We start from the raw sequence: 23,789 nt of genomic DNA, 5'->3' as shown, positions 1-23,789 counted from the left end.
AGTTTTCTTGCCAAAGTTCCAAAACTGATTTGTAGATAAGCGAAATCGCAAAGGAATAAACGATGAACACGATAAGAAAAGCGACAATTGTAGGAACCGGGATGTACGCGCCTGAACGCGTGATCACCAATCAATACTTTAATGATCTTTACAAAAAAGACATCGGGACTTTCTTAAGTGAACAAAGAAACATCCGCGAACGCCGCTGGATGAATCCAGAACAGCGCACTTCCGATCTGATTCTGCCTGCTGCGGAAGAAGCTATGAAGGTCGCTGGCATCACCGCCAAGGATCTGGATCTTATTATTGTTTCGACCGACACACCTGATTATCTTTCCCCCTCCACCGCCTCGGTGGTGGCCTACCGCCTGGGCGCTGCCAACGCCGGAACTTATGACATCAACACGGCCTGCGCGGGCTTTGTTGTCGGCTGCGACATCGCCTCCAAATACATTGCTGCTGACAGCAAATACAAAAACATTCTGGTGGTCGGTGCTTACGGCATGAGTAAGTATCTGAACTTTGATGATTACAAAATCGCCTCCCTGTTTGCCGACGGCGCAGGCGCTGTTATTCTGCAACCCTCCAAAGACAACTCGGGCTTCATAGACAGTCAGATGTACACCGACGGTCAGTATCACGACTATATGGGCATTTACGCCGGAGGCACGGCTCAACCCGTCAGCCATCAAGTCATTGAAAACAAAGGCCATCTGTTGGCGTTCCCTAAGCGCATTCCACCTGAAACCAACGGGATTCACTGGCCGCGCCTGGCTCATCAAATTCTGGATCGTATTAAGAAGTCCCCTTCCGACATTCAGCATTTCTTTATCACGCAGTTCAACGTGCAAAGTATCTACGAAACCATGGATCAACTGTCCCTGCCTCGCGAGCGCGCCCACTACGTTATGGATCGCTATGGCTACACAGGCTCTGCCTCTATCGGCATGGCGGTGGCGGATGCGGCTTACCAAAAGAAAATGAAAAAAGGCGACTTGGTCTTTATGTTGGGCTCCGGTGGTGGTATGAGCATGGCTGCCTTGGCCTTGGAATGGGGATACGACACATAGTCGCCTAAGCAAGAGGAACACATGGAACTGGATTGGCTGAAAAGATGGAATCTGTATTCACCGCAAAGTATCGCTATTCAAGATGGCGATACCGGGCGGGAGTTTTCCTATGCTCGTTTGTTTGAACTTGCAAACAAAGGGGCTCAGCTTTTACAAAGCCAGTTCCAAGTTAACAAAGGCGACCGCGTGGCGGTTTTAGCCACTAACGAACTGGAATATGTGTTCTTATTCTTTGCCCTGCAAAGACTGGGCGCCGTCATGGTGCCCATCAATTTCCGACTGACCCAAAGAGAAGTCCGCCACATCCTGACAGACTCGGCTCCCAAATTGGTTGTTTTGCAGGAAAACTTGAACGGCGTTCTGGAAGGCCTTTCCACAAACGAAGTTCCACAAAAACTTTTCCTGCAAGGACCCCACAGTTTTGCCTCGGCCTTGGAAGCTTTCAGCGATAACAGCGAAATGCCATTCCTTCCGACAGAAACTGACCCGGTGATGATTCTTTACACCTCCGGAACCACGGGAAGCCCCAAGGGCGCGGTGTTGACGTATCGAATGCTGTTCTGGAATTCCATTAACACAACTTTGCGCCTGAACATTTCTCAAACCGACTGCACTGTGATCTTCCTTCCCTTCTTCCACACCGGGGGCTGGAATGTTCTGACGACTCCATTCATTCATCGTGGCGCCAAAGTGGTGTTCATAAAAAAATTCGACGCCGATCAGATTCTTCGTCTCAGCGAAGAGCAAAAAGCTACTTTGTTGTTTGGTGTTCCGACAACGATGGATATGATGGCGCAATCGCCTCGCTTCCCATCCACGGATCTAAGCCGCATTCGCTATGCGATTGTCGGTGGTGAGCCTATGCCTTTGGAGCTTATCAAAGTGTGGGGCAAAAAAGGCGTGCCCATCCGTCAAGGATATGGCCTGACGGAATTCGGCCCAAATGTGTTTTCTTTAAACGAAGAAGATGCCCTTCGTAAAATTGGCTCTATCGGCTTCCCGAACTTCTATATCGACGCCAAAGTCGTGGACAGCGAAGGAAATGAGCTGGGAAACAATCAAGTCGGTGAGCTTATTTTACGTGGCCCCATGATCATGCAGGGCTATTGGAAAAACGAAAAGGCCACAGAAGAGACCATCAAAAATGGCTGGCTTCATACCGGCGATCTGGTTCGTCGTGATGAGGAAGGCTATTTCTATGTCGTCGGCCGCAAGAAGGATATGTTCATTTCCGGCGGCGAAAATGTCTATCCGCCAGAAGTGGAACAAATCCTAAGATCCCACCCCTCCGTCCTGGAAGCCGCTGTCATCGGAGTTCCTGATGAAAAATGGGGCGAGGTCGGGAAGGCCTTTATTGTGCGTCAAAAATCTGATTTGACCGCAGATGAGCTTCTTAACCACTGCGCCAAAAATCTGGCAAAATTCAAAATTCCCAAGCATTTCGTGTTTCTAGCCACCCTGCCCAAAGGCGACAGTGGAAAGATTCTGAAACGCCAGCTCACCGAGTCTGCCGCCGGTCACCCATAAGCATTTTAAGTTATACAACGGCCCCCACTAGAGTTATACAGGGTCCTCGAAGTCGGAGATTGTGTATGAAAAAATTTATGTTGGGCCTTCTTGTGGCCACAAGTTTGATTTCCTTGAACGCCTCTGCTGACAAGCACTTCGTGGGCGCTGATAAATTCTATGACTTGATTGCAGATTACAAAGGTGCCTGCGTTCGTTCTGAATGCACAAAACCTTACCGCGAAATTCCTATTTATGTTGATGGTGTTCGCACCGTTCTGATGTCTGACTACGAAGTCAAAAAGCTGCAGCAAATTTCCCAGAAGCAGTCCTACATCTGGATGGACACAGTCCTTCAGGGCGACTTCCACTCTGACGGCCAAACTGTTTTGGAAGAAGTTGTGGCGATCTTTAAAGCTACCAATCTGGTTGCTTACAGAATCGATTACAGCGAAAAGGCCTGGTACGTTGGCGCTTGCAAATGGGATGGCGTAAATGTTTCCACATTGGTGGGCTGTCCAGAAGGCAAGATCCACGAATCTTCCTTCGTGTCTCCGGACTTCAAAACTTTCATTCGCAATACCGACGATATCGCTAAGTTCTACAACTAAGCGCCTCTCCAAAGGTCGAGTATTCAATACTTGTCAGGATGTCCGAGGCAATCTCGTGTAAACTGACAAGTATGTTGAAATTTCTCGTCTTGCCTCTGACATTGCTAGCTCTGTGCTCATGCCAGAAAGGGCCCACGCTTGGGCCCGGCGACGAAGATCTTTTAGCCAGCGCCGCAGAAAATGACTGCGGCTTCGTGCAAAACTCTTATGGCCAACGCGTTTCCTGGAAGGGAAACATTCCAGTACGCCTGAAGCTTCACAAAGACTTCCCCCCGGATTACGAAGACGCCCTTAACAAAGCTGCCGCTCACTGGAATGAAGCCGCAGGCATGACCTTATTCCTCTTTGAACACGTCAGCGACACCCTGCCGGATGCCGCCACCAAAGACAGCAAGAACACGATTCACTGGCATCTGAACTGGCCCAACAAAAATATCAACTATCAGGGCCTGACATCGCTTTATTGGAAAACCAACAAACTTTACGAAGCCGATGTTGCGATTAACAATCAGCACTTCAACTACTTTACGGGTACTAATTATACGACCATTAAAGACATCCATTTGGAAAGCTTGCTGGTACACGAGCTAGGACATGTGTTGGGACTCAAACACCGTAAAGCTGTTCCCAGCGTGATGTGGGAAGTGCTCAATGGTGGGGCCATTCGCGATACGCTACAGAAAGCGGATCGTGATACTATAAAGTGCGAGTATTAATATGAAGAAGAACCGGACGCCATTACAAAAAATGTCCCGCATGATGAGCCTGATTCTGCTCATGGCTGCTCTTCCATTTGCCTTGCATCTTCTGGACAAAAAATTCCTGCCCAAAAGAAATGTCGCCTCTGACGGAGGACTCAGCACCGTCGGAAGCCAAAGCGACAACTTCGATTTATCTGAAGCTTCTCCGGAAGAGTTCCGTAAAGCTTTCAAGTATCAAGTGTTGAAAAATGTCGAGCTGGATTCCTTCAGCACCGGACCCGGCATCAAACTGGGGCTTTTCCTGATGAAAAGCCCTGCGGGTTCACGCGTGTTTGTCTGTGATCGCTATCCCACGCTGGATCTTTACTTTGCCGCTGAAGGCATTGCCATCTCGGGTGAAATTCCAAAAATGGTCGTGCGAATTCCCTGCACGGTCAGTGAAGACCAAAACCATATCGCGGCCTTCCCGATCCCTTTTCAGCAGATCTTCAACAGTCCGGTCAGCCAGTTTGAATTCAACACCACAGCCCCCGGCATTCGCGAAGGCGGAAAGGTCTTCTTCAAAAATGTCGTTGATGAATGGCCGCAGGAATGGACCTGGATTGGTGTGAAATTCTATGGTCAGGATGCTTCAGACACTTTGGAAATCAATGGCTACGAAGTGATTTCAGTTCTGGGAGAGCCACTGGTTCTCCCAACTGCCAACTAACGAACCGGCTCGAAGGCTGGTACATAGCGGACCTTGTCTTCACCTTTGGCCTTCTTTTCATAATCCTCATAAGACTTGCGGTGGCCTTCCACTTCACGCGCCAACATCTCGTCAATCTCACGATTCTTCTGATCATTGCGCGAATCCATCGCTACGGCCGTGCGCTCAACGGCAGGCTGCCAAGTGTCACCGATGTACACAGCGTTCCCCTCAAAGAACTGCACTTCTTTTTCAAAACGAATACGCTTGTCATAGAAAACATAGGTCCAGCGGTCTTTGCCATGAAAGCGCTGGGTGCGAGTGGGGCTCCCCATCAGATTCAGAACGTCATCTTTTTCCATTCCTGGAGTGACTTCATTAAACTGCTTCAGCATGGATGTCTGACACGCGGTCAGCAGCAAGCTCAGCGAAATCAACGGAATAGCAAAATATCGGAGCATACTTCCCCCACTCTTCTAAGGTATCAGCATCCACGGATCTCTCAAAGTGAGCAACTTTCTTTTGTCTCACTTTGAGACAAGGAAAATTATTTTTTCAAAATGACCGGATCAACCAGACTTGGCGCCGGAGTCGGAGCCACTTTACCAGCCCCTTCACGGGATTCTGCAGCTTTATGCTGTTCCCGCTCTTCTGCGGAGCTGTACTGACTGCGCACTTTTTTTAGAGTTCTTTTGACTGAGGACCCCAGGCTCATCTGATTTTCCATCTCTTCAATGGATTTAAGGTCAATACGCTCGTATTCCCGCTTCGCCGCCACCCCTTTTTCAGGGTAACGGTACTTTAACAAAGTTCGCTGTTGATCGTAGTCCTTCAGGTTCTTTTCCATGTCCTTGTGCAAGGCCACCATACTGGAAATGATTTCACTGACACGAGCGGGGTCTTTGCTGGTGTGCTTTTCCAGGATCAACTTTTGGATTTCAGTTTCCCCGGAACGAACCTTGGCTTCCAAGGCAGCCACACGCGCCTGCACCACTGCAAAAGATTCCTCGCTGCTTTTAACTTCTTTGGCACCCTCTTTAGGAGCCGCTTCCCCGCCCCCTTCATTGGCAAATGCCAACGAGGCCGACAAAAGGACTGTAAAAAAGCTCAACGTTTTTTTAGGAACCAGAGAGTACATCTTGCCTCCAGGAAATTTTAAAAGGCAGATATTTAATTCGGTTGATAAGGACAGATGCTTTAGCCGGACTCAGGCCTTTGATAACCAGCCGCCCTCCGCCTATCTGAGACAGAATCGTGGCAACATCCCAGCCAAAGCGGGAATCCGTCATCGCCTCACGCAATTGGCTGACCAGCAGACTGGATTCAATGCCTTCAATCGTCAGCGTGTAAGCCAGGGGCCCACTGACCGTATCGGCATTTGCAAAGTCAGTCACATCCGAAAAATCCGGTGTGTCGCTGACACCCGCAGGGGCCAAAGGCTCTGGCGTCAGAGGAGATCCCACAGAGTCCAAAGTCTGACTGAAATCGTACGGGGCTTCTTCCACCGCAGGAACTTCACCATGCACTTCCTGATCTTCGGAGATCGCTTCAAAAGATGTTTCAGCCGGAGATTCATAAGCCATGTTCGGAGCTTCATTAAAACCGCCATCAAAAGCGGCTGGCTCTTGCTCATTTGGAACTTCAGGTTGCTGATATTCTTGCGCTTGATAATCCTGACCTTGATAGGACTGTTCAGGATAGCCACTTTGATCTTGGAAATTTTGTTCTTGGTAGTTTTGCTCGACAGGAGCTTCAACCGGCTCTAGCACCGGTTCTGGCTCAGGTTCATGCTGAGCCATCTCAGGTTGGCCATTCCAGTCGATAAAGTAAACTGCATTGCAATGGGGACAGGTGTATAGCGTCCCCAGGTGCTTATCCAGAATCTCTACCGACTGATGGCAATTCGGACAAGGGATCAATTATCTTTTTCCCTTCGAATCTTTATCCAAACGGCGACGTTCTTCGCGATTCATCGGGCGATCATCGCGCGGGCCACTTTGGAAAGTCATCTTACGCTTGGGTGCTTCTTCAGAATCAGGAAGGCTGTGACCAATGTCCGCTTCGCTTGGAGAAGAATAGTCCAATTCATCCAAGTCTGCTTCTTCCGGACGCAGGCTTTCCAACACTTGCTCTTCAGTTTGTTGAGCAACCAATTGAACACGCATCACTTTTTCAATGCCGTCAGCTTTGATTGTGTTGTTCAAAGTCTCAAAAGCCTTGAAGGCTTCTTTTTTGTACTCAAGCAAAGGATCTTTCTGAGCATAACCACGCAGACCGATACCTTCTTTCAATTTGTCGATCACATACAGATGGTTCTTCCAGTGATTGTCGATACTTTGAAGCAGGATCATTTTCTGAACTTGCTCAAAGAATGGACCCATGGAATTTTTCTGACGATCCCAAACCTCTTTTACTCCGGCTTTAACCGCCTCGGTCACAGTGTCGGTGTTGACAGACATCGTGGAGAAATCAACCTTGAAACCAAATGTCTGAGCCAAAGCATTGTTCAGACCATCCAGGCTCCACTCTTCTTTTTTACCGTTTTCAGGGATATGAGTGTCCAGAATCGTGGAAACCACATCACCCAACCAGTCCAAAGTGGTTCTTTCGATCTCTTGGCCTTCCAAAACTTTACGGCGCATTCCATAGATCGCATTTCTTTGTGCGTTCATCACGGAATCGTATTCCATCAAGTTCTTACGGATATCGAAGTTGTGTCCTTCAACTTTACGTTGTGCACCTTCGATAGCGTTGGTCACCATTTTAGCCGTGATTGGTTCATCTTCAGGGATGTTCAGCATTTCCATGATTTTCTGGATACGCTCGCCGTTGAAGATACGCATCAGTTTGTCTTCCAAAGACAGGTAGAATCTGGATTCACCCGGATCCCCCTGACGACCAGAACGACCACGCAACTGATTGTCGATACGACGGGATTCATGGCGTTCAGTACCGATGATATACAAACCACCCAACGAACGAACTTCCGCACGTTCCGCTTCAACCTGAGGTTTGATTCTCTGAACCGCTTCCGCGAATTCTGGAGAATCATCGTTACCGACCTGAGCCTTCGCCAACATATCGGCGTTACCACCCAACATGATATCCGTACCACGACCCGCCATATTCGTAGCGATAGTCACGGCACCTTTACGACCTGCCTGAGCGATAATTTCAGCTTCACGTTCGTGATGTTTTGCATTCAGAACTTCGTGCTTCACACCTTCTTTACGCAAGAAAGAACTCAAAGATTCTGATTTTTCGATGGATTCAGTACCCACCAGAATCGGCTGACCTTTGGCGATACGCTCTTTCACGTCCGCTGTGATCGCCTTGAACTTCGCCAGTTCAGACTTATAAACCACGTCCTCCTGATCTTTACGCATGATCGGGCGGTTGGTTGGAATCACATTCACATCAAGCTTATAGATCTTTTTGAACTCCACGGCTTCTGTATCTGCAGTACCGGTCATACCGGACAGCTTTTCGTACATACGGAAGTAGTTCTGGAAGGTGATCGTTGCTAAAGTCTGATTCTCAGACTTCACTTCAACGCCTTCTTTGGCCTCGATAGCCTGATGCAAACCATCACTCCAGCGACGACCCGGCATCAAACGGCCTGTGAACTCATCAACGATCACGATTTCGCCATCTTTGATCATGTATTCAACGTCAAGACGGTACAGATAGTGAGCCTTCAAACCTTGGTAAACGTGGTGAAGGATTTCGATGTTTTGTGGATCGTAAAGGTTTGAAAGACCCATCAACTCTTCGACTTTCGCATTTCCTTCGTCTGTCAAAGAAGCCGTTTTCGTTTTTTCTTCCATCGTGAAATGCACATCGCGCTTCAAGTGAGGAATGATGGCATTCACGGCATAGTATTTATCTGTGGAAGATTCCGCAGGACCGGAAATGATCAACGGCGTACGCGCTTCATCGACCAGGATGGAGTCACACTCATCCACGATCGCATAGTAATGCGGGCGCTGAACATAGTCGTTCAGGTCAAACTTCATGTTGTCACGAAGATAGTCGAAGCCCAATTCATTGTTCGTGCAATAAGTGATGTCACAAGCGTACATCTGCTTACGTTGCTGATCATTCAAGCCATGCACGATAATACCTGTAGTAAGACCCAACCAGCCATACAGACGACCCATATGTTCGGCGTCACGACGAACCAGGTAATCATTCACAGTCACAACGTGAACACCGCGACCAGTAAGAGCATTCAGGTAAACCGGCAGAGTTGCCACAAGGGTTTTACCTTCACCTGTTCTCATTTCGGCGATGTTGCCGCGATTCAGAACATAGCCACCAATCAACTGAACATCATAGTGGCGCATGCCCAAGACACGCTTGGAGGCTTCACGGCAGACCGCGAAGGCTTCAGGCAAAATATCGTCAACAGTTTCACCCTTCTTCAGGCGTTCTTGGAACTCTGGAGTTTTGGCTTTAAGTTGATCATCCGTCAGGGCTGCCATCTGAGATTCCAGGGCATTGATACGATCCACTGTAGGTTGGATCTTTTTCATCTCACGGTCGTGCTTCGTTCCGAACATTTTTGTGAGAATTTGTGTAACCATAGCCTATGAGAATAGACCCAAATACTTGCAAGCGGCAAGGCAAGGGGGCAATTTCTGGATGCGTCATTGACGCGATTTCATTCGGAATTTTAAAGACTTGGGTCGGTCAAACCCCGACCAAAGCCTTAAACTATCGCAATGGATACTTGAGCTGGCGCAGACCTTCATAGGCCGCGATGGCCACGCTGGTGGCAAGATTCAGGCTGCGAGCGCCTTCGCCAATCATTGGAATCGTCACTGTTTGATTGGGATGTTTCATCAGGAAATCAGGGTCCAGCCCTTTGGTTTCCTTCCCAAAGACAAGCCAGTCCCCCGCTTGGTACTGGGGCTCGAAATATGTGCGCTGCGTTTTAGTCGTGAACAGCCAGATGCGGCTAGGATCTTCAACCTGTTTCCACCAGTGTTCGAATGTTTCGTGGCGATGCCAGGTTAGATGGGGCCAGTAATCCAGCCCCGCTCTTTTCAGGTTCGTATCGTTGATTTCGAACCCCATTTTTCCCACAATGTGCAGCTCGCAGTTAGTACCCACACAAGTGCGCCCGATGTTTCCGGTATTTTGCGGAATCTCGGGCTCAATAAGAACAATGCGGAAAAGCTTTTCTGTATTAGGCAAGGTGTCTGTAAACCTCTTGGCCCAGTTTAGACAGCGCCAATCGACGACCTTTATCGACGATCAGCTCTAGATTCATCAGCTCACGATAAAGCGTCAGATCAATCGGAACAATCTCACGGCCAGAAGAGCGTCCCAGTCTTTGAATATAAATAGCCTGCTTGTCACTCAGCTTGGAAGTCAAAGCTGGCTGTTCCTGCATGGAACGCTTCCAGTCTCCCCCCGCAATCACAGTGGCATTCACCGGAAGTTTTAATGGATTCAGGAAGTAAATCCAAGCTTTCACAGACTCAGAAGCACCTTCTGGATGCACATCAATTTCTTCTCTGGAGTAAAGGCTCTTGTCCGGATCAAGGCGGTTGTACCCGTGAAACTCGTCCATCAGATTCAACAATAGATCGGATCCCTTAAGCTCGATGAGCTGCCCTGGAATCAGGTCAGATCCCCCTCTGACCAGCGCCGGGAAGCCCACTTTTAGGCGGTAAGCCGTGGCTTTAACTCGTGCAAATACTGAAGATTCCACGAAATTTTGGATCTTGCTGAAGTGAACCATGCCTTCGCAAAAAGAACCGTAAACGAAAAAACGTGTTGTAGTCATTATCCCCCCCGAGCACGACAACAATAGTGATTTTCCGAAAATGAGGTCCCGTGTGTACCAAAAACCACATAGCCCCGCAAGCCGCTTTACGAGGGCTTTTTCTTTTTTTCCAAAGAGTGACACTTACTGGAATGCGTTATGAAGAAATTAAAAAAATAAAATGACCTTTCTAGTTTTTGCATTCTTCAGCTGCTTTGCTATCCTTTTAAAAATCTGATGTAGAATTTCTTTTTCTGAACAAAGAAGTACATGAAAAAAATTGAGGCCATTATCAAACCCTTCAAACTCGATGATGTGGTCGATGCTCTTTCTGAGGTCGGCGTTGAAGGGATCACTGTCTCAGAAGTCCGGGGCTTTGGACGTCAAAAAGGTCGCACTGAAGTCTATAAAGGCGCGGAATACGTCGTCGACTTTCTCCCAAAAATAAAAATTGAAGTGGTTCTTCCTTCGGCCCTTGTTGATAGCGCCGTGGAAGCCATACAGAAAACAGCACGCACAGGAAAAATTGGTGACGGGAAAATTTTCGTTATTCCTGTGGAGTCAGCCCTTCGCATCCGCACCGGTGAGAAGGACGAGCAGGCACTTTAAAAAGTTTTTAACCCCCCAGGGAGGCTCACGATGACCGGAAAAGACGTTTTAAAATTCGCCAACGAAAAGGGCGCGAAAATGGTGGACCTGAAGTTCTGCGACATGGTCGGAACTTGGCAACATCTGACAGTGCCACTGCACCAGTTGACTGATGAGGCTTTTGAACAGGGCTTCGGCTTTGACGGGAGCTCTATCCGCGGCTGGAGAGGCATTGAAGAATCAGACATGATCATTCTTCCGGACCCGGCCACAGCCATGATGGATCCGTTCATGCAAGTGCCTACCCTGTCTTTGATTTGCGACGTCTGCCTTCCAGAAACCCTTCAAGCCTACAACCGTGACCCTCGTCAGGTGGTCAAAAAAGCCATCGCTTACATGCAATCCACCGGTATTGCTGACACGGCTTACTTCGGTCCTGAAGCGGAATTCTTCATCTTTGATGATATTCGTTACGAACAGACCAACAGCTCTGCCTTCTATATGATCGACAGTGATGAAGCTGCGTGGAACACCGGTCGCGACGAAGGGGGTAATAATCAGGGTTACAAGATCCGCTCCAAAGAGGGCTACTTCCCGGCTTTACCAACAGATTCCCAGCAGGATCTAAGAACCGAAATCTGCCTGGAGCTTGAAAGATGTGGCATGCAAGTGGAACGTCATCACCACGAAGTCGCTGCCGCACAAAGTGAGATCAACTTCCGCTTCGATACAGCCCTGAACATGGGCGACAAAATGATGTGGTTCAAATACATCGTGAAGAACGTGGCACAACGCCATGGTAAAACTGCGACCTTCATGCCAAAACCGATCTTTGGTGATAACGGTTCTGGAATGCACATCCATATGTCCCTTTGGAAAGACGGGAAAAATCTTTTTGCGGGCAACAAATACGCCGGTCTTTCCGAAATGGCCTTGCATTATATCGGCGGTGTTTTGAAGCATGCTCCCGCCCTTTGTGGAATCATCAACCCGACAACCAACTCTTACAAGCGTCTGGTGCCGGGCTTTGAAGCCCCAACTAAACTGGCTTACAGCTTTAAAAACCGTTCCGCAGCTATGCGCATCCCGAATTCCGGGCCAAATCCGAAGGCAAAACGTATTGAATTCCGCACTCCAGATCCTGCTGCCAATATTTACCTGGCCGAAGCGGCGATTCTGATGGCTGGCCTGGACGGTATTATCAATAAAATCAATCCGGGTGATCCGTTGGATAAAGACATCTATGGATTGCCTCCTCAAGAGGCAGCGGCAATTCCTTCTGTTCCAGGAACACTGGAAGAAAGCTTAAATGCCCTGCTCAACAACTGCAGCTTCCTGAAAAAAGGCGATGTTTTCAGTGACGACCTGATCCAAACCTGGGTTCAGTACAAAATCGACAAAGAAGTACGTCCAATTCAGCAAAGACCAGTTCCCTACGAGTTCCATTTATACTACGATTGCTAAGCCGCCCTGCGGAGGATGTGGTGCGGGCCTGCCCGCGCCACTGGACTAGATCAGCTTTGAAAAGGAAAGATTATGGCATCAGACGACGTTAGAAATTTTATGGGCTATCTTTGGGTGCGCCAGGAAGATGGCGTCATCACCATCGGAATCAACGAAGACGGCCTTGAAGACTTCGAATCCATTGCTTCTGTAGATTTGCCTGCAGAAAATGAACAGGTTGAAGAAGACGTCGTCATCGGAACTCTTGAAACCAATGATGGTCCTTTGGATATTTACACTCCGATTGCAGGAACTGTGGTTGAAGTGAACTCTCAGGTCATCGACGATCCTTCCCTTATTATGGAAGATCCTTATGAAGAAGGTTGGCTGATTCGCATCGAAGCCGACGAGGACTACGATGAGGATGAAGAAGACGAAGATGAAGATGATGAGGACGACGAGGATGAGGACGAAGACGACGATTATGACGATGAGGACGAAGACTAGTCCTTAAGCAAAGCCCCGGAAATCCGGGGCTTTTTTTATTCTTCTAATGCCAGGTGGTTCCCTTCGGGGCAATCCGATCCAGTTTTCTGGCGGTCAGCCAGGCTCCGATCACAAATGCCGCTCCAATCAGCACGTGCACAATATGGTCTGCCGTGCCCAGCTCCAAATACCCCGGAATCAATCGCCACCAAAATGAGTCATAGTCCATAGTCGGCGGAATCATGCTGGTGTTGGAGCCAAATAGAAAACCCGCCAATCCCAGCATTCCGTATATGGCTCCAAAGACATAGCTAAAACGTTCCGCTGTAATAATAGAGTTCCCAACTCCGAACCATAAAGCGACGATACCGGAAAGAATATGAACAATGTTATGCCCCCAGCCCAAATGCATTCCAAAAAGATTCGGCAGGACAAATCCTGACATTCCCACCAAGACGAACGCCACCCCCAAAACCATACACACCCACTGTGCCGGACTGGTTTCGGATTCCACTTGAACCACCGGCTTGCCTTCAACTTTGGGAGGAGTGGGTTTTGAGACTCTCTCTTCTTTCGGTAACTTCTCTAAATCCGGTCTTTGCGGTTCCATAAGATGCTCCTTGTTGTTTCACTCTCTCATTATGCCGCCGGATGCGAGGGCAAAGCAGAAGAGTTCTCGAACTTTGACAAGATTCAGTTGTTTCTCTGCGAACCCACAAGAACTGCAGTGACCCCCTCTGGACCTTCTGCTAAATTCCCCGTATGCCTGCAAGATTTGAAAACCTTATTCTTTACACCATCTGCACCGTGATCTGGGGATCAACCTGGCTTGTGATCACCTTCCAAATTGATTCGGCTTCTCCGGTGACATCGGTGTTCTGGCGTTTTTTGCTGGCTGCTGGAATGCTCTTCGCGTTTTGTTTCTGGAAAAAACAGAATCTGAAATATTCGCGCCGCGAACACCTGCTGTTTGCGGGCCAGGGTATTTTGATGTTTTCCATTAACTATATGCTGACCTATATTGCTGAAACCATGATTAGCTCTGGCTTGGTGGCGTTGAGTTTTACGGCGCTGGTCTATTACAACATGTTCGGCATGAGCCTGTTTTTCAAAAAGCCCATCACTCGCAATGTAATCTGGGGTTCCGCGCTGGGCGGAGTCGGAATCATCTTCATCTTCTTGAATGAAATTTTGCATTTTGATCCGAACTCAAAAACCATCTGGGGCCTTCTGATCGGATTCCTGGCAACGCTGTCGGCCTCAATGGGGAATATGGTTGCACAAAAAAGTTATCAGCTGCGTATTCCGGTTGTCGTCACCAACACCTGGGGCATGATGTACGGAAGTCTCTTTACTTTAGTGATCGCGCTGATTCTTGGACATGACCTGAGCATTCCTCTGACTGCGAAATTCCTGGGAGCTTTAACTTATCTGGCCCTGTTCGGATCGGTCATTGCCTTTGGTGCGTATCTGTCACTGGCTGGCAGAATAGGAGCGGAGAAAGCCGCCTATACCAGCGTGCTTTCTCCGGTGATTGCCCTGACACTTTCCAGCTTCTTTGAAGGCTTCCACTGGACACCTTATATCGTTCTGGGTGTCGTGCTGTGTTTGCTGGGAAATGTCCTGACTCTTACCAAGCGGGCGGGCTGATCCCCGGAGGAAGGAAGAACACGCCCACTTGGAACATAATTGAAATCGTTTTGTCGGTTGTCTTACGCAGATCGCGTCCTTGAGGAGCGCCGTTATCCACGATGATCATTCCGTCGTCTCCGGCAGAAATATAGGTATGACCCGGAGTATACCCCGCACCGTTCATCATGATGGAACCCAGAATCGGACGATACTTGGTTGCATCCCAAGGAACCCATCCCGCCTTATACAAAGCCATGGAATAATTCACCACGGCCGCAGTGCTGGACCAGATCAACTGATTGCCTTTGCTCTTGTTGAAATCATCTGACACGCGATAGCCCGCACGCTGATAAGCCTGGCGTAAAAGCTCTGACTGAAACTCTGCACAAGGAACATTCGGGAACCCATGACGAACTGCTGTTCCCTGGGTCGCAATACTCCATGCGCCGCTGGTTGAAATCACACCAGTCTTTTCAAAATTAATCGACAACTGAGTCGCCGCCGCCTTGTCCATCATCAAATAGGACTTTGGCGTCGCTACAGTTCTGTTCACGGCTTTCTTTAGTTCATTGAAGATAGACTGATATTTGGTACGCGTTTCAGCGCTCAAGCTTTCCGGATTCACGCCTTTATTTAAGCGTTCGCCAAATCTTTTGGTCACAGAGGATGTGTATTTGAACTTGGGCTTGCCGCTGGCCTCAAAGTTCTTCACAAATCCATCACCCAAAGCTGATGCCTTCACCACCGCAAAATTGCCTTCGGTGCCTTCCAGATTTCCCACGATTGAGGCAAAGATGAACAGGCCGCCGGAGGTTTTATTGATCTCGGCAATCTTCGCGGCTGTAAATTGCGATTGATACTGACTTAGAACCGAAACCACTTTTACCGGATAGATAAAACCCGTGCTGGAACGTTCAACACTGCCATTGGAAGTGCGATAGTCCAGATGCTTCATTTCATAATTTGATGGAATTTCAATTTGCGTTCCTTCGGGCAGTTCGATCTTATTTTCCAAAACACCTGACTTTTCATAACGCAAAGTCATCGCCTGATTCAAAAGCAGCTTCTGACTTGTAACAGCGGGAACTTCGGGACTGGTCGGCGCTGGATCGATATTGGGTGTTCCCAAATCAGGATTGGGAACAGTGGGCTCTACGATCGATGCACTTTCGTTTCCGCTTTCATCAATAGCAGGAAAATCATTGGAAGGAGCACAGGCTGCCAGCACCAGCAGTCCGGCAGCAAAAAATGATAAGGTGATCTTTTTGGTTCCAGCCATGGGACCTCCGTTCAGAGAGGTCTTCGGCCAACTCGCATTAGGAATTTAATATTTTTTGTAGTGTCCAAATTCTGTTCAGTGGTTTGCATTCAAATGTTGAAGTTCTATTGGAAAGAACAGCAGCACCTGTTTGTTTACGCGTCTTGTGTCGGGAGTCCGCCTTACCTGATGGAAATATTGATTACTGATAAATAAAGGGACTCGCTCTGTTTTCTCCCGTATCTAGCTCCGATCAAGAAGGAGTTTTACTTATGAGAATCATTGCTTGCGCCCTACTATCCTCCCTGCTCATGCTGTCCCTGTCATCGAACGCCGCCCTTTTACAACTGGAAAAAGGCACCCGCACAATCGAAGGTGTTAACGTTGCCAAGTCCGCACAAGGCGCTCTGGACAATAAAAAGATCGAACTGGGTTCTGTTGGTGCAGGTCTGCGCTGGAAAAAAGTTTTGCTGATGAAAGTGAAGGTCTATGTCGCCCAACTTCTGATCAGCAGCCCGGAGCGCTTTGTAAGAAAATCCACGGAAGCGCTTAAGTCCCTGGAGGACAGCGAAAGCGTGGCTATTCAACTTAGCTTCCTGCGTTCGGTGGATGCAGACACTGTACAAAGCTCTTTCCGTGACGCCTTAAGCGCCAACAAAGTGGATATGCAAAATCCTTCCGTCAAAACCTTTCTGGACGCCGTTCGCATGGGTGGTGACGCCGATGCCGGAGCCAGCCTGACTATTCTTGTGACTAAGCATTCTGACGGTTCAGAGTCTTTGATCTACGAAGACACCGCTGGCCATCAGACTCGCATCAATGGCGACAAGGGTCTTGCGCACAAGATTTTCTCTATCTGGCTGGGCACCCCTGCCGACGATGGTGTGGCCTCTTTAAAGAACGATATTCTTAATCCTTAAACATGGATATTCAGATGAATAAGCTATCTCAGGTACTTCTATCCGCGACACTCATCACAGGCCTGGTTGCCTGTGATGCCCAGGATGCCATCGACAGCACCAAACAGATTCCCGATAAAATGAATCAGACCAACCAAAAAATGGAAAACATGCTCGACGCCATGAAAACCACCAATAAAGGTGTGCATGACCAGTCCTTGCTGATTCCGTTGGAAAATCTTCTCAAAGAAGAAAATCAAGACACCTTGGCGCCGGTTCCCTTTAAGCTGATGCCTTATGGAAAGAAGTTCGCAGAAGCAGCGACCTCCGAGGAACTGGTGGAACTCACTTACCTCTGGCTTAAGGAAGTTGATGAGGCTTTGCCAGCAAAGGACATCGATGAAACTACGGGTGAAGAGCTTCCTTACAGCAAAAAGCAAATCCAGCGCATCAATACGCAAAAAATCGCGAAGCTCACTGCTTTGCAAATCATCGCGGGTTTTGCTCCCCAGACGGTCGTGCAAGAAATGATTCAAAACTATGTGGTCGGCGGAACTCTTGAGGGGGGACGTCGTTTTGAAGACACCACTTATTCCTTCCTGATGCTTAGAACCATGTTCATTCGCGATGTGCTTTTGAAAGAAAGTATTTTATCGAAGTCCATCGATAACGTCGGAAAACTTGAAGAGGCCATGAAGTACATCAAAAAAATTGATGCGATCGCACGCCTGCGCTTCCGTAACAAGATCGAATTTAAGTCCCGGGGTCTGGTGGACTACGAAGGACGCCAACTTCCCGCCGATGAACAGCCACAGGAAAAGTTCGACAAAACGACCGCGCAACGACTGTGGGAGTCCTTGTATGACAAAGCCTCTGCACAAATGAAAGTGGAAGCACGCAGTGTGGGAGCCTCGCCAGAAGAGGATCAACGGCTGTTGGAAAACGAGAAAAAACGCATTCAATATGATATGCAGTTGATCGAGCAGTCCTTGCGATACTGGAAAAGCATCAATACAGAAGAGATCAATGCTTAGATTACTGAGTTCTTTTGATAATGTGATAGCCAAATCGTGTGCGCACGGGTTTGGCTGTCACTTCATTGACCTTCAAGGCAAATGCCGCTTCTTCGAAGTCCGCATCCATACGTCCTTCGCCGAAAACCCCCAGGTCGCCGCCTGCTTTCGCCGATGAACATTGCGAGTAACGTTGAGCCAAGTCCTCAAAACTCTTTCCATCTTTCAAATTTTTGATTAAATCCTCGGCTTCATACTGATTTTTAACCAAAATATGACTGGCTCTAATTCTCATAAGTTCCCTTTTAATTTGACGATCCCAGAAAGACTCCTTAAGGTCGTCAATGTGAAGACTACTTTAATTTTACTGCTAACAAGTCTGACGACTTGGGCAAAGCCTATCCCCGTTCAACTGGGGGGATATGAGTTTCCGCCCTACGTCATCAACCGCGGCGGCACTTATGAAGGCCTGACGCTGGACTTGATCACGTTGTTAAATCAGAAGCAGACCAAATACGTCTTTTCCTTTGTACCCACGACGACCTATCGACGATACCACGATCTGAAATCATCCCGCTACCAAATCATGGCTTTTGAGAGCAAGACTTGGGGATGGGCCGTCGGAACCGTGGAAGCTTCTAAAATATTCCGTCACGGTGCAGAGGTCTTTGTTGCTCATAAAGACAAAGCCAAAAGCCAAAGTTATTTCGATGATCTTCAGAATAAGACCATCAAAGGCATGCAGGGATATCATTACGGATTTCTGGGGCTTTCCACCAGCAACAAGGCCTTAAAAGATTTCAATGTCGAGTTCACCAACACCCTGGATGGCAATATTCGTTCTGTCGTTATGAAGCGCGCAGATATCGCCATGGTGACCAAAGAGTATCTGGATATCTATCTGAAAAATCATCCTGAAGAGCGACCGAAATTAGTGATTTCTACAAAGTACGACCAGCTTTATGACTTGGGCATTTTGGTATCCAAAGAACAAAAGATCATCTCTGTCGCGGAAGTAAATCGTCTGATTGATATGATCCTCAATGACGGATCGTGGTCCACACTTCTCAAAGACAAAGGGATTGAGGAATTCCGCAACTAGGAATCTTCATTTCCAAAAACCAGCTCCACTGTCATATACAAAGCCCACGCTGGCGTAAAACCATCCTCACGAGACCAGGACAATGACGGTGTTGTTTTCAGATAAATCCACTGCATCGGCAGTCTTTGCGTAAAGGTCGAAGACAATACAAAGCTCTCGCTGTACATCGCGCGACCGATCAGCTTCGTATTATAGCGAAAATCCTGGGACAGCGCTGAGTGTTCGCTTAAAGTGCGAATCACCGAGGGGCCGTGATGCGTATCAAAATCTCGGTTGGTCATCGCCCAGTTGGCTTCATTGACAAAGCGGAATAAGACATCACGGGAAAATGCATAGTCCGTCGTCAATGAAGTTCGCTCTTCCCATTCGTTCTTTTTGGACCAGCCTAACTGTTCAAAAAAAGAATTTTCAAAATATCCCAGCAAAAAACTTCGGCGCAGACGCAGGCGTGCGAAGTAATTCACCGGAATCGCCACCACCAGCCCCGTCTCGCTGTTCAAATCCCACAAACGTTCTTCATCAGCGACCGCTGAAGGTGTGACTGACACATCCGATTCATCTCCGCGCTGAGGCAACTGCATCTTGTCCTGCATCGCCTTTTCCCAGCGCTTCAAATTGGGCAGAAAAAGATTCAAAGATGTTCCTGGATCGTCAGCTCCCAGACTTCCCCGGCGAATATAGTAGGTCTGGCTTACGCGCAAGGTGCTGGTGTTTCTTTGGTCATCCGCGCGAGTATTGCCGAACAAGGCATCCACACTTTCAGAGAGACGAATTACGCGCGCAGACAGCAATTCCCGAGTGCCTTCCAAATAAGCGGTGGCTTTTTGTGCCGATGTGCTTTGCTCAACAGATTCTTCTGGCAAGGCCTCTGATTCGACTTGGGCCCCGGCAAACGGGATAAATGCAATATAAAGGACCGGGAGAAGACGCCACATATAAACAAGGTATGTTTCAAGTCGCGCTCTGGGCAAGGAAAACCGAGTTCATTTTATTTTTTTGCAGTCGCGTTTAGCACTGGTTTGTGATTGATTAGAGCCTGTGAGAAAAGTGTCTTTGGATGTCCGACAATTTGCCCTGCCGTGCCCTCGCCGTGGAAGCATCGAGCTTCACTCTGGCTATGGTGCGCCTCCAATGAGCGGGCAAGAAATTCATCTGGCTATTCAGCGCCGTCGCCAAAAAGAATTCGACGACTACACCCCTGAAAAACGTTTGAGCTGGGTATTTGAAGCTGGCCCTTACGAGTTTCATATTTCGGGCCGCGCCGATGGCATCACCGCAAATCCTGTTCAAATCGAAGAGATTAAAACTGCTTTCGATGTAGAGGAGCTGTGGCGCAAACTTCGCGCCGACGACAATCATCCCTACATCTGGCAACTGCGCACCTATGGCTATTTCCACTACAAAGACACCGGTCATATTCCCTTTCTGAATCTGCATTTGGTTTCCTCACGCAATTTCAAATCCATGGATCTGCGTGTGACTTTGGATATTGCCCACTATGAACTGTGGTTGGCTTTACGTCTGGAAGAACTGGTCGAAGAAACCAAGGTCAAAGAAAAGCTGTTCAAGTCCCGTCAGAAGATGGCAGAGGAAATGACTTTTCCGTTTCCCACCCCTCGCCCTGGGCAGCGCGAGCTGATTGAAAGCATTGAAGCTCAAGTGGCAAGCAAGCATCCTTTACTTGTGCAGGCCCCTACAGGTTTGGGAAAAACCGTGGGCGTTCTTTATCCGAATTTGAAAGACTCTTTGGCGCGAGGGCAGAAGACCGTCTATGTGACTCCAAAAAATTCCCAGCACATTGTTGCCGAAGAAGCTGTTGAAAAGCTGCAAGAACAAGGCAGCAAGCTGCGTTCCTTGACGTTAACGGCAAAAAGCAAGATGTGCCTGAAGGCTGAAACCCTGTGCAATCCCGGTTACTGCGAATTTGCCCGGGGCTATTACACCAAACTTGCCGATCACGATGTGGTCAACAAACTCAGTAAAAAACGCAAGCTGACTCAAGAAAAGCTGATCGAGATGGGGAAAGAATACGAAGTCTGCCCTTTTGAGCTTTCGGTCGAAGCCATTGAACAGGCCGACGTGGTGATTGGCGATTACAACTATGCCTTTTCTCCACGCAGTCTGCTGGGGCGGCTTTCAGAACCCCTTTTAGAGTCCGCTGAAAAGCCCAATCTGGTGATCGATGAGGCTCACAACCTACCCAGCCGTGCGCAGGATTATTTTTCCCCTTCCTTGAGTGTGCAGGACCTGGATATTCTGGAGTCAGACTTTACCAAGTTGCCTGCGACTTTTTCACTGCAAGCCGGAACCCTGATTCGCAAAGCCAAATCTTTGATTCAGGAATACGGTGAAGATGGTGGTTCCCGCAAAGTCGATATTGATATTGAACCTTTTTTGGATCTGGAAAGATCCATCCGGGCTTTGACCACCGAATATCTAGACAGCGAAACCGAGATTATTCAGCGTGATCCGATGTTGCGCATGATGAATATGTGGAGCGATTTCATTGCGGCCTTAGACTATCACGGACCGGAGTTCTTCACGACCTATCAGAACACCCGCTTCAGCGAAATGCTGAAGGTGACTTGTTGTGATGCTTCTGAACAATTGAAGCTGGCCTATAAAGAATTTAAAAACGTCGTGGCTTTCTCTGCGACCTTAAAACCTTTTGCCTACTATCAGGAACTCTTAGGATTCCCGGATGAAAGTCAGACACTGGAATTCCAGTCCCCGTTCAAAACTGAAAACCGTCAACTGATGATCATCCCGCAGATTTCCACCAAACTGAATGATCGGGCATTGAACTCAGGCAAAGTCGCGGAAGTCATTGCCCGAGTCACTCGTGTGAAGCCCGGAAACTACATTGCCCTTTTCCCAAGCTTTGAATTTCTGGCCCAAGTTGAAAAGCTGTTGCAAGTCCCGCACCTGCGGGTTCTGCGCCAAGAGCGCGACATGAAACAACTTGATGTGCAGATCTATCTGGAGGAATTGAAATCCGCGACTGAGCCCATTTTGCTTTTGGGTGTACAGGGCGGAGTTTTCTCAGAAGGCGTGGACTTCCCTGGGGATATGCTGATTGGTGCCTTTGTTATCGGTCCGGCTTTACCCAGCTTTGATTTTGAGCGCGAGCAAATCCGTTCCTATTTCGATAGTCGCTATGGAAAAGAACACGGCTTTAATTACACCTATGTGTACCCGGCCATGGCGAAGGCCATTCAGTCCGCGGGTCGTGTGATCCGCTCTGAAACAGACAAGGGTGTGATTATTCTGATGGATTCGCGCTTCTTAAATCCCGTCTATGCGGAAGCCATGCCCGGCGGCTGGTTCAAGGAAAGTCCGAAAGAGCTGGTGTCACAGAAGATTATATCCGACCTTGAATCCTTCTGGAAAAGTGCGGAGAAATCTTCGTGCGATTAAAGGACCTGCAAGTTTTCTTTCTGGATTTGCAAACTACCGGAGCCAAGCCAGGCACGGCTAATATTTTGGAAATCGCCTGGGCTTTGTCAGATGTTCCCGACGTTCGCAGCCATTTGGTTGCGCAGCCGGAAGATCAGCCGGTCCCGAAAAGAATTCTGTCTTTGACCGGCATCCGCAGTGAAGAGCTTGAAGACGCAAAACCCTTGGATCAAATATTTGAAATCCTTTACCGAGAGATCTCGGACCGCCCAGCGGTAATTCACTTTGCTCAGTTTGAAAGACCGTTTCTGGCTTCCAGTTTTGAAGCCTTAAAGCTTCGTGAGTTCCCGGTGATCTGTACCCATGCGATTGCGAAAAGGCTCTTCCCGAATCTTCCGGCCAAAGGCATCAAGGGGCTGGCTGGCTATTTTGGTCACGCGTCAGGTGAATTTAAGCGCGGCTTCAGTCATGTCGAAGCAACTCAAGTGATTTGGAATCAGCTTTTAAATGAACTTGAGAAACAGCAGGTTGAAACGCTGGAAGACTTAAATATCTGGCTGAATCAGGAAGCTCCGAAGAAAACCAAATACGAATATCCCATGCCCAAGGAAAAGCGCCTGAATCTTCCCAAGGTTCCCGGAGTCTATCGCTATATTTCCCAATGGGGTGAGATCCTTTATGTCGGCAAAGCCACGTCCCTGCACGATCGTGTGAATAGTTACTTCCGTGGGCAAAAGGGGCGGGATTCCTTTAAGCTTGAAATGCTGACTCAGGCTTATGACTTGGTGGTGACCCCTTGTCGCACGCCTTTGGAAGCGGCCTTGCTGGAAACAGATGAAATCAAAAAGCACAACCCTCGCTATAATATCAGCTTAAAGGCCGGGGAACGCAGCCTCATCTTCTTTAGTCGTGATTTCCTTTCCATGAGCCCTGAGCAGGACGAGGAACATTCAATTGGTCCTTTCTCGAATGCTCTGGTCTTTGATTCCATTTTAAAACTCAATGAATCTTTGCGATCTGAAGAACAGACTTTTGATCCCAACATGTTCTACGAGCCTTTGGATTCAGAACTTCTTAAAGCCGGATTTGAAATCTTCTGTAACCGTCATCAAGAACGTATGGAAACATTCACTTCCATGCGTTCCATCTTTGCACTGGGTTTGTATTTTGTGAAAAATGCTCCCCCGGAAGAGGAAGAGGCCCTGGAAGAACTTGAGTCCGATGTTGAAATTTCAGAGGAAGAGGAAATCGAAGTCGAGCTGACTGCTGAAGACATTGCCGATAAGTTCGAGCGGCATTTCAAACGAGCGGCGCAGGCTTATTTGCGAGCACGCAAGTTAACAAAGTTACTGAACACGGATATCGAGTATGCCCTTTCCAGCAAGGGCCCCCGCTTCACTCTGTATTTTAGAAACGGTCAGCAGATGGAAGATCTGCCGTTAGAAACAATAATTGCATCCCCTCGCTGGCGGGACTCTTCTGTCGTCACATATGACCGTATGGCGGTTCTGCTGTCCGAATTAGACCGTGTGAAGTCCAAAAAGGGACACTACCAACTGAATTGTTGTTAAAAAGTCTTCCGCTCAGAGACTCTCCCGCATTCTTTCAGAAGAGTCCCCGGTT

Annotated in this window: 24 protein-coding genes and 1 pseudogene; 15 read left to right on the top strand and 10 right to left on the bottom strand. The window is 48.3% G+C overall.

What is annotated here, in order from left to right:
* Positions 1-62: 62 nt before the first annotated feature.
* The 6 genes and pseudogenes from ACES2G_RS01185 to ACES2G_RS01160 form a co-directional block, all read left to right on the top strand.
* A pseudogene (locus ACES2G_RS01185) lies at positions 63-572 on the top strand (ketoacyl-ACP synthase III); the annotation flags it as partial.
* Between the two features lie 273 nt (positions 573-845).
* Positions 846-1,070 carry a 3-oxoacyl-[acyl-carrier-protein] synthase III C-terminal domain-containing protein gene (locus ACES2G_RS01180; protein ID WP_374001878.1) on the top strand — a complete coding sequence of 75 codons (225 nt, stop codon included), beginning with the start codon at positions 846-848 and terminating at the stop codon, positions 1,068-1,070.
* Between the two features lie 21 nt (positions 1,071-1,091).
* Positions 1,092-2,597 (top strand): long-chain fatty acid--CoA ligase, encoded by a 1,506-nt coding sequence (locus ACES2G_RS01175; protein WP_374001067.1) that lies wholly within the window; start codon positions 1,092-1,094, stop codon positions 2,595-2,597.
* A 65-nt stretch (positions 2,598-2,662) separates the two neighbouring features.
* Entirely contained in the window at positions 2,663-3,187 is a 525-nt protein-coding gene (locus ACES2G_RS01170) for a hypothetical protein (protein WP_374001066.1), read from the top strand.
* Between the two features lie 71 nt (positions 3,188-3,258).
* Entirely contained in the window at positions 3,259-3,903 is a 645-nt protein-coding gene (locus ACES2G_RS01165; RefSeq protein ID WP_374001065.1) for a matrixin family metalloprotease, read from the top strand.
* A gap of 1 nt (position 3,904) precedes the next feature.
* Complete coding sequence (locus tag ACES2G_RS01160; RefSeq protein ID WP_374001064.1) at positions 3,905-4,597, top strand: hypothetical protein; 693 nt, start codon at positions 3,905-3,907, stop codon at positions 4,595-4,597.
* Here ACES2G_RS01160 and bamE read toward each other — a convergent pair.
* The 6 genes from bamE to ACES2G_RS01130 form a co-directional block, all read right to left on the bottom strand.
* Positions 4,594-5,037 (bottom strand): outer membrane protein assembly factor BamE, encoded by a 444-nt coding sequence (bamE, locus tag ACES2G_RS01155; RefSeq protein ID WP_347358660.1) that lies wholly within the window; start codon positions 5,035-5,037, stop codon positions 4,594-4,596. The two genes, ACES2G_RS01160 and bamE, sit on opposite strands and share 4 nt — an antisense overlap.
* A gap of 86 nt (positions 5,038-5,123) precedes the next feature.
* Positions 5,124-5,714 (bottom strand): hypothetical protein, encoded by a 591-nt coding sequence (locus tag ACES2G_RS01150; RefSeq protein ID WP_374001063.1) that lies wholly within the window; start codon positions 5,712-5,714, stop codon positions 5,124-5,126.
* Positions 5,695-6,375 (bottom strand): hypothetical protein, encoded by a 681-nt coding sequence (locus tag ACES2G_RS01145; protein WP_374001062.1) that lies wholly within the window; start codon positions 6,373-6,375, stop codon positions 5,695-5,697. Before ACES2G_RS01145 ends, ACES2G_RS01150 begins: the two co-directional genes overlap by 20 nt.
* A 120-nt stretch (positions 6,376-6,495) precedes the next feature.
* The gene (gene secA / locus ACES2G_RS01140; RefSeq protein WP_374001061.1) at positions 6,496-9,162 is read right to left on the bottom strand and encodes a preprotein translocase subunit SecA; all 2,667 of its coding nucleotides are present in this window, start codon (positions 9,160-9,162) and stop codon (positions 6,496-6,498) included.
* A gap of 130 nt (positions 9,163-9,292) precedes the next feature.
* The gene (locus ACES2G_RS01135) at positions 9,293-9,775 is read right to left on the bottom strand and encodes a tRNA (cytidine(34)-2'-O)-methyltransferase (protein WP_374001059.1); all 483 of its coding nucleotides are present in this window, start codon (positions 9,773-9,775) and stop codon (positions 9,293-9,295) included.
* Complete coding sequence (locus ACES2G_RS01130) at positions 9,768-10,370, bottom strand: gamma-glutamylcyclotransferase (protein ID WP_374001058.1); 603 nt, start codon at positions 10,368-10,370, stop codon at positions 9,768-9,770. The genes ACES2G_RS01135 and ACES2G_RS01130 overlap by 8 nt, the downstream gene beginning before the upstream one ends.
* A 249-nt stretch (positions 10,371-10,619) precedes the next feature.
* On the opposite strand from ACES2G_RS01130, the gene ACES2G_RS01125 reads away from it, so the two are divergent.
* The 3 genes from ACES2G_RS01125 to ACES2G_RS01115 all read left to right on the top strand — a co-directional run bounded on the left by ACES2G_RS01125 (position 10,620) and on the right by ACES2G_RS01115 (position 12,887).
* Positions 10,620-10,958: a P-II family nitrogen regulator gene (locus ACES2G_RS01125; RefSeq protein ID WP_374001057.1), complete on the top strand. Its 339-nt coding sequence runs from the start codon at positions 10,620-10,622 to the stop codon at positions 10,956-10,958.
* A gap of 30 nt (positions 10,959-10,988) precedes the next feature.
* Positions 10,989-12,401 (top strand): type I glutamate--ammonia ligase, encoded by a 1,413-nt coding sequence (gene glnA / locus ACES2G_RS01120; protein ID WP_347358667.1) that lies wholly within the window; start codon positions 10,989-10,991, stop codon positions 12,399-12,401.
* Between the two features lie 72 nt (positions 12,402-12,473).
* A complete protein-coding gene (locus tag ACES2G_RS01115; RefSeq protein ID WP_347358668.1) occupies positions 12,474-12,887 on the top strand; it encodes a glycine cleavage system protein H in 414 nt (137 codons plus the stop codon).
* Between the two features lie 43 nt (positions 12,888-12,930).
* On the opposite strand, the gene ACES2G_RS01110 is transcribed toward ACES2G_RS01115, so the two are convergent.
* Positions 12,931-13,476 carry a DUF4383 domain-containing protein gene (locus ACES2G_RS01110; RefSeq protein ID WP_347358669.1) on the bottom strand — a complete coding sequence of 182 codons (546 nt, stop codon included), beginning with the start codon at positions 13,474-13,476 and terminating at the stop codon, positions 12,931-12,933.
* Positions 13,477-13,628: 152 nt separating this feature from the next.
* Between ACES2G_RS01110 and ACES2G_RS01105 the strand changes: the two genes are divergently transcribed.
* On the top strand, positions 13,629-14,516 hold the full coding sequence (locus ACES2G_RS01105; RefSeq protein ID WP_374001055.1) for a DMT family transporter: 888 nt from the start codon (positions 13,629-13,631) through the stop codon (positions 14,514-14,516).
* Here ACES2G_RS01105 and ACES2G_RS01100 read toward each other — a convergent pair.
* The gene (locus ACES2G_RS01100) at positions 14,497-15,777 is read right to left on the bottom strand and encodes a hypothetical protein (protein ID WP_347358671.1); all 1,281 of its coding nucleotides are present in this window, start codon (positions 15,775-15,777) and stop codon (positions 14,497-14,499) included. The genes ACES2G_RS01105 and ACES2G_RS01100 overlap by 20 nt on opposite strands.
* Before the next feature lie 251 nt (positions 15,778-16,028).
* Between ACES2G_RS01100 and ACES2G_RS01095 the strand changes: the two genes are divergently transcribed.
* Both ACES2G_RS01095 and ACES2G_RS01090 read left to right on the top strand, forming a co-directional pair.
* Positions 16,029-16,676, top strand: a complete 648-nt coding sequence (locus tag ACES2G_RS01095) for a chalcone isomerase family protein (RefSeq protein ID WP_374001053.1) — start codon at positions 16,029-16,031, stop codon at positions 16,674-16,676.
* A 14-nt stretch (positions 16,677-16,690) separates the two neighbouring features.
* Complete coding sequence (locus tag ACES2G_RS01090) at positions 16,691-17,689, top strand: hypothetical protein (protein WP_347358673.1); 999 nt, start codon at positions 16,691-16,693, stop codon at positions 17,687-17,689.
* Position 17,690: 1 nt separating this feature from the next.
* Here the strand turns inward: ACES2G_RS01090 and ACES2G_RS01085 are convergent, their stop codons facing one another.
* Positions 17,691-17,963, bottom strand: coding sequence for a peptidylprolyl isomerase (locus ACES2G_RS01085; RefSeq protein ID WP_347358674.1), 273 nt, complete (start codon positions 17,961-17,963; stop codon positions 17,691-17,693).
* A 51-nt stretch (positions 17,964-18,014) separates the two neighbouring features.
* Between ACES2G_RS01085 and ACES2G_RS01080 the strand changes: the two genes are divergently transcribed.
* Positions 18,015-18,770: a PhnD/SsuA/transferrin family substrate-binding protein gene (locus ACES2G_RS01080; RefSeq protein ID WP_347358675.1), complete on the top strand. Its 756-nt coding sequence runs from the start codon at positions 18,015-18,017 to the stop codon at positions 18,768-18,770.
* Here ACES2G_RS01080 and ACES2G_RS01075 read toward each other — a convergent pair.
* A complete protein-coding gene (locus tag ACES2G_RS01075) occupies positions 18,767-19,705 on the bottom strand; it encodes a hypothetical protein (RefSeq protein WP_374001052.1) in 939 nt (312 codons plus the stop codon). The genes ACES2G_RS01080 and ACES2G_RS01075 overlap by 4 nt on opposite strands.
* A 103-nt stretch (positions 19,706-19,808) precedes the next feature.
* On the opposite strand from ACES2G_RS01075, the gene ACES2G_RS01070 reads away from it, so the two are divergent.
* Together ACES2G_RS01070 and ACES2G_RS01065 are read left to right on the top strand one after the other, a co-directional pair.
* Positions 19,809-22,187 carry an ATP-dependent DNA helicase gene (locus ACES2G_RS01070; RefSeq protein ID WP_347358677.1) on the top strand — a complete coding sequence of 793 codons (2,379 nt, stop codon included), beginning with the start codon at positions 19,809-19,811 and terminating at the stop codon, positions 22,185-22,187.
* Entirely contained in the window at positions 22,178-23,737 is a 1,560-nt protein-coding gene (locus tag ACES2G_RS01065; protein ID WP_374001051.1) for a GIY-YIG nuclease family protein, read from the top strand. The genes ACES2G_RS01070 and ACES2G_RS01065 overlap by 10 nt, the downstream gene beginning before the upstream one ends.
* Positions 23,738-23,789: the final 52 nt, after the last annotated feature.

The sequence above is a fragment of the Bdellovibrio bacteriovorus genome, assembly GCF_041888015.1.
Classification (GTDB): domain Bacteria; phylum Bdellovibrionota; class Bdellovibrionia; order Bdellovibrionales; family Bdellovibrionaceae; genus Bdellovibrio.
The sequence above is the reverse complement of the archived record's forward strand: the minus strand, read 5'-3'. Positions and strand labels throughout refer to the sequence as shown.

What these genes read in the sequence shown, in the direction of transcription:
- ACES2G_RS01095 (WP_374001053.1), top strand. Translation starts at nt 16,029, where the DNA reads ATGAGAATCATTGCTTGCGCCCTACTATCCTCCCTGCTCATGCTGTCC.
- glnA (WP_347358667.1), top strand. Translation starts at nt 10,989, where the DNA reads ATGACCGGAAAAGACGTTTTAAAATTCGCCAACGAAAAGGGCGCGAAA.
- ACES2G_RS01165 (WP_374001065.1), top strand. Translation starts at nt 3,259, where the DNA reads ATGTTGAAATTTCTCGTCTTGCCTCTGACATTGCTAGCTCTGTGCTCA.
- ACES2G_RS01090 (WP_347358673.1), top strand. Translation starts at nt 16,691, where the DNA reads ATGAATAAGCTATCTCAGGTACTTCTATCCGCGACACTCATCACAGGC.
- secA (WP_374001061.1), bottom strand. Translation starts at nt 9,162, where the DNA reads ATGGTTACACAAATTCTCACAAAAATGTTCGGAACGAAGCACGACCGT.
- ACES2G_RS01085 (WP_347358674.1), bottom strand. Translation starts at nt 17,963, where the DNA reads ATGAGAATTAGAGCCAGTCATATTTTGGTTAAAAATCAGTATGAAGCC.
- ACES2G_RS01150 (WP_374001063.1), bottom strand. Translation starts at nt 5,714, where the DNA reads ATGTACTCTCTGGTTCCTAAAAAAACGTTGAGCTTTTTTACAGTCCTT.
- ACES2G_RS01130 (WP_374001058.1), bottom strand. Translation starts at nt 10,370, where the DNA reads ATGACTACAACACGTTTTTTCGTTTACGGTTCTTTTTGCGAAGGCATG.
- ACES2G_RS01160 (WP_374001064.1), top strand. Translation starts at nt 3,905, where the DNA reads ATGAAGAAGAACCGGACGCCATTACAAAAAATGTCCCGCATGATGAGC.
- ACES2G_RS01105 (WP_374001055.1), top strand. Translation starts at nt 13,629, where the DNA reads ATGCCTGCAAGATTTGAAAACCTTATTCTTTACACCATCTGCACCGTG.
- bamE (WP_347358660.1), bottom strand. Translation starts at nt 5,037, where the DNA reads ATGCTCCGATATTTTGCTATTCCGTTGATTTCGCTGAGCTTGCTGCTG.
- ACES2G_RS01125 (WP_374001057.1), top strand. Translation starts at nt 10,620, where the DNA reads ATGAAAAAAATTGAGGCCATTATCAAACCCTTCAAACTCGATGATGTG.
- ACES2G_RS01175 (WP_374001067.1), top strand. Translation starts at nt 1,092, where the DNA reads ATGGAACTGGATTGGCTGAAAAGATGGAATCTGTATTCACCGCAAAGT.
- ACES2G_RS01100 (WP_347358671.1), bottom strand. Translation starts at nt 15,777, where the DNA reads ATGGCTGGAACCAAAAAGATCACCTTATCATTTTTTGCTGCCGGACTG.
- ACES2G_RS01145 (WP_374001062.1), bottom strand. Translation starts at nt 6,375, where the DNA reads ATGGCTCAGCATGAACCTGAGCCAGAACCGGTGCTAGAGCCGGTTGAA.
- ACES2G_RS01115 (WP_347358668.1), top strand. Translation starts at nt 12,474, where the DNA reads ATGGCATCAGACGACGTTAGAAATTTTATGGGCTATCTTTGGGTGCGC.
- ACES2G_RS01110 (WP_347358669.1), bottom strand. Translation starts at nt 13,476, where the DNA reads ATGGAACCGCAAAGACCGGATTTAGAGAAGTTACCGAAAGAAGAGAGA.
- ACES2G_RS01170 (WP_374001066.1), top strand. Translation starts at nt 2,663, where the DNA reads ATGAAAAAATTTATGTTGGGCCTTCTTGTGGCCACAAGTTTGATTTCC.
- ACES2G_RS01075 (WP_374001052.1), bottom strand. Translation starts at nt 19,705, where the DNA reads ATGTGGCGTCTTCTCCCGGTCCTTTATATTGCATTTATCCCGTTTGCC.